The sequence below is a fragment of the Pseudomonas sp. SDO5522_S412 genome (genome assembly GCF_054071215.1).
Map to the genome: position 1 here is coordinate 1 of NZ_JBSVWQ010000336.1, position 4,528 is coordinate 4,528.

Below are 4,528 nucleotides of genomic sequence, written 5' to 3' on the forward strand. Positions count from 1 at the left end.
GTGGGGCAAGAGCGTTTTGCTTACTTTTGCGCTTTTCAAAAGTGAGCCGCTGTAAAAGCGGAACCAATAGCGGCCATAACCGCAGCAACGGATATGCCCCCAATCAGCCCCCCGATCAAACCAGATGCAGATGGTTATCCCAAAGCCCCGCCGGCAATTCCAGCGGCTTGCCCACCAACGGCACCTGCCGGCAATCGTAAAACCGGCAACGGCCCTGCCCGGAAGTCACCACAAACCCATCAGCCACCGCACCCACCCCGGCACAATCCGGCAACGGCCCGTCCAGCAGCAACTGCGCGCTGTCCATGTTCCAGATAAAGAATCGATTCCCCCGTGGCGCCGTCAACGCCACCAGCCGCAACTCGCTGTGCACCGCCACACTGGCCGTGTAGTGCCCCATGGCCTGCAACTGCTCATCCGCCACCGGAAACGCTACAAACGCCTGCCCCGGTCGCTTGATCGCCAGCAACTCCGAACGCTCATGTGACGCCCCCATGAACTGCTGCCCCGCGAGGATCGTCCCGTCGCTGGCAATCCCCATATGCCGCACACTGTTCATCTGCTGGCTCAGGGTCTCCTTGCTCAACAGCGTCCCGTCGCGCTTCATCAGGACCAGGCTCGGCTCCATGGCATTCAGGTTCATCTCCACCCGGCTCTCAGCCTCAGTGCGAATCCCGCCGTTAGCCACCACCAGCGTCTCGCCATCAGGCATCCACGACACCTGGTGCGGCCCAATCCCATGGGTAGAAATCTCCCCGGTGTGCACCAACCGCTCACCCTCGAACCGGTATACACCCAGCAAACCGCGACCCGGGTCAGACGTGTCGTTCTCTGTGGCATACAACCACTCGCCATCCTTGTGCACCACCGCATGCCCGTAAAAGTGGCGATTGGCCTTGGAGGTGATGGTTTGCAGCAGCGCCCCGTCCCGCAAGTCGATCAGGTAACTCTCGGTGCCCGGCCGGCGGGCGACAAACAGCGCAATCGGCAGCGTCGGGTGGTTGATGATGTCGTGGCAGCGCTGGCCGACCTCGGTGGCAAATACCTGCTTGCCGTCCAGGCGAAAGCCGACGGCGTAGTGCCTGCCATCACTGTCATCCCGCGCCGAGAGCAGCAGCGGGCTTTTGCCCTTCTGCTTGAACAGCGTCCAGCCGCCCAAAGTGATCGCACTGAGCAGCACGCTGCCGAGGGCCAAAGCCTGTCGCCTGAGCATCATCAGTCACCGTCGTTGGCGTTAAAGCCCAGTTGGATGCCCAGCGCCTTGGCCAGCTCGCCTTCATGCAGGCGGTGGACCACGTTGAGGCTGTCGTAGATATCGTTGAGTTGCTGGCGCCCGGCATCGTCGGCCAGCATTTCATTCAGCGTACGCTGGTTGCTGGCGAAGAGTTTCAGGGAGGCGGCATACGCGGCGTCGATCTTGTCAGCCAGGGGCTTTTGATCGGCAGGCAACAGGCCGCGCAGGCCTTTGTTGTCGACGCCGACCCAGACGGTCTGGGCGGCAGCCAGGCTGGCTTCCAGGCTTTGCAGGGACGACTGGCTGCGCCACGCATCGGCCTGGAACGGTTGCGGGATGCCCTTGGTCTGGCGGCCCATCGGGGTGCCGAGTTTTTTCTTCAGGGTGTCCAGCGCAGTCACTTGAACCCGCAGCAGGTCGGCGATGGCTTCGTGGGAATCGGCGTAGCGCTGGTTAGGAAACTTGGTCATCTGCGCCAGCATGCCGTCGGTGCTGTTCCAGCTCGACAGGATCTCTTCGGCCAGCAGTTTCTGGCGCTCGCCGATGGCTACCAGCAACGGGCAGTAGCGGGCTTTTTGCGTCTCGTCCGCCAGATCGGTCTTGGCGTCGTAGAGGATGTATTCGTAGGCCGACAGGCCCTGCACCACGACGCTGGATTTGGCCAGGGTGGCGGCGTCGATCTGTGGTTGGGCGGTCACCAGTTGCTCGACTTGACGACCCACCAGGTTTTTCTTGTCCGGCCAGAACTGCACCTGCCACGAGCGGTTGCCCTCGGCCAGCGGGCCGATCAGCAGCGGTTGCAACTCGGCCCAGGCCTTTTGCGCGTGCAGGAAGTCGGCGCGGGCGGTCTCCAGGCTTTCCTTGCCCTGGCAGTAGGCCAGGGCGCTGACGGCCAGTTGGCGGTCGGCTTCAACCCAGCGGCTGTAGGTCGGCAGGATCACTTGCTTGGCGATGGCCGCCGAGGTCACCGCTTGCGGGTCCTGGGGCGAGCACGCACCGAGGGCGAGGGCGGCCAGGCTGGTGAACAACAACTTGGGACGGAACATGTCGAGCTCCCTTCTGTAATTAGGACAAAGCTTATAAAGAATTCAGAAATGCCAGCAACGCGGCGCGCTGCTCGGCATTGAACGACAACACATGCTGCTGCGCCGCCTGGGCTTCACCGCCGTGCCACAGCACGGCCTCCATCAGGTTGCGGGCGCGGCCGTCATGCAAGAACTGGGTGTGGCCACTGACGGCTTGCGTCAGGCCAATGCCCCACAACGGCGGCGTGCGCCAGTCGCGGCCACTGGCCTTGAATTCGCTGCGGTTGTCGGCGAGGCCGTCGCCCATGTCGTGCAGCAGCAAGTCGCTGTAGGGGCGAATCACCTGGTTAGCCAATTCAGGTTCGGCGGCGGTGGGCGCCGTGGTGAATTGCGGGGTGTGGCAGCCCTGGCAACCGGCCTGGTAGAACAGGTTTTTCCCGGCCAGCACTTGCGGTGCGTTGACGTCGCGGCGGGCGGGGACGGCCAGGTTGCGGGTGTAGAACAGCACCAGGCGCAGGATGTTGTCGCTGACCTCAGGCTCGCCATCCGGGCCATTGCCGTTGGGCGCCTGTTTGCAGGCCACTTGTGCATCGGTGCAGTCATCGAACGGTCTCAGGGAGGTGGTCAGGCCCATATCACCAGAGAACGCGTGAACATTTTGTTGATTGAGGTTCGGTTGCCCGGCTTTCCAGCCAAATCGACCGAGTACGGTCTTGTGTTGCGCGTCGTCCCAGACCCAATTCGCCCGCCCGACAATGGCTTCCTTGTCGGCGGTTTTCGGGTCGGTGTTGCGCAGGATGTCGGCGTCGGGGATCGCTTCGAGCAGCCCCAGGCCGATCATCGGCGGTGCAACCCGCGCCGAGAAGCGCGTGTCGGGGTGCATCGGCCCATAACCGAGCTGGGTGATTTGCAGGGCAGGCTTGCGCAATTCGACCACGGTGCCGTCCTTGAAGCGGACGTTGACCGGCGTGTAGTCGACCCGCACCTTGCCCTCCGGGGCGACGCCGGGCACGGCCATGTCCTGCAATTGCCCACCGTAGACCGGTTCGGGGACTACACCCAGTTGCTCGATGACCTTCGCATAGGGCGGTGCATCGGGAATCGACAGGCGTACCAGCATCGACACCGCGTTGGGCGCATCGGGCAATGGCGGATGCCCACGGCCATCCTTGATATGGCAGTTCTGGCAGGCATTGGTATTGAACAGCGGCCCCAGCCCGTCGCGGGCAGTGGTGGTGGACGGGGCAATCACCCAGGGGCTGCGAAAGAAACTGTTGCCGACGCTGAAGTCCAGGCGCCGGGTGGGCGACAGGTTGGCCGAGGGCAGGGAGAAGGCGTTCTGGTCGGTCTTCCTCACCGTGGTCGCGCCACCGGCACGCGCTTCACCAGGCTCGGCCTTGGTGAAGCGCGGGGCGTCATCGCAGGCACTCAGGCTCAAGGCCATCAACAGTGCAGACAGGCGAAGGGGCGAACGGGACATCAGTCTTCCTGAACGTAGGCTGAAAATAAGGCCGCAAAGTCTAACAGGGCAGGGCGGATTGAATAAGAGCAATTATCGTTTGGTGGTATCCGATTCATTCCCGCTAGAATGACCGCACATTTTTCTCTGGAGGTGGCCAATGCAGGCTCTCGACGCTTTGCTCAACCGTGTTTCCGTGCCGCGACTGCTGGACCCGGCACCGACCCAGGAGCAGCGCGACCTGCTGTTCGCCGCTGCCATGCGCGCGCCCGACCACGGCCAACTGCGCCCCTGGCGCTTCCTGACGGTGGAAGGTGGGGCACGTGAGCGCATGGGCACCCTGCTGGCCGAAGCCGCCCGCCTGCAGGACGCCGACGCGCCCCAGGCCGTGATCGACAAGGCGCAGAACGGCCCGCTGCGGGCGCCGTTGGTGGTGGTGGTGATTGCCCGCCTGCAGGAACATTTCAAAGTGCCAAAATCCGAGCAGCTGCTGGCGGCGGCCTGTGCGGCTCACGGGATTCTGCTGGCGGCGTACGCCCAGGGGATCGGCGCGGTGTGGCGCACCGGTGAGTTGTCGTACTCGGCCCATGTCGCCAAAGGCCTCGGGCTGAAGGCGGATGAGGAAGTGATTGGCTTCCTCTACCTGGGCACCCCACAAAACCCGCCGCGTACGGCCCCGAAAGAAGACCTCGCGCCGTTTGTGGCGGCCTGGACGGGTCAATAAGGCACCGCGACTCTAAATGTGGACGGGCTGGTGTGGGAGCGGGCTTGCTCGCGAATGCGGTGTGTCAGTCAATACATGTACCGACT

General features: G+C 63.5%; 4 protein-coding genes. 1 reads left to right on the plus strand and 3 read right to left on the minus strand.

The annotated features are described in order from the left end of the window. Window positions 1-115 precede the first annotated feature (115 nt). Genes ACW9I6_RS30875 through ACW9I6_RS30885 form a run of 3 tightly spaced genes read right to left on the minus strand, consistent with a single transcriptional unit; the run spans window position 116 to window position 3,739 of the window. On the minus strand, window positions 116-1,213 hold the full coding sequence (locus ACW9I6_RS30875; protein WP_457340189.1) for a DUF1513 domain-containing protein: 1,098 nt from the start codon (window positions 1,211-1,213) through the stop codon (window positions 116-118). Between the two features lie 2 nt (window positions 1,214-1,215). Beyond that, the gene (locus tag ACW9I6_RS30880; RefSeq protein WP_102369806.1) at window positions 1,216-2,280 is read right to left on the minus strand and encodes an imelysin family protein; all 1,065 of its coding nucleotides are present in this window, start codon (window positions 2,278-2,280) and stop codon (window positions 1,216-1,218) included. 31 nt (window positions 2,281-2,311) lie between these two features. Continuing rightward, window positions 2,312-3,739, minus strand: a complete 1,428-nt coding sequence (locus ACW9I6_RS30885; RefSeq protein ID WP_008435515.1) for a di-heme oxidoreductase family protein — start codon at window positions 3,737-3,739, stop codon at window positions 2,312-2,314. A 139-nt stretch (window positions 3,740-3,878) separates the two neighbouring features. Between ACW9I6_RS30885 and ACW9I6_RS30890 the strand changes: the two genes are divergently transcribed. Next, a complete protein-coding gene (locus tag ACW9I6_RS30890) occupies window positions 3,879-4,442 on the plus strand; it encodes an NAD(P)H nitroreductase (protein ID WP_219406089.1) in 564 nt (187 codons plus the stop codon). Window positions 4,443-4,528 lie beyond the last annotated feature (86 nt).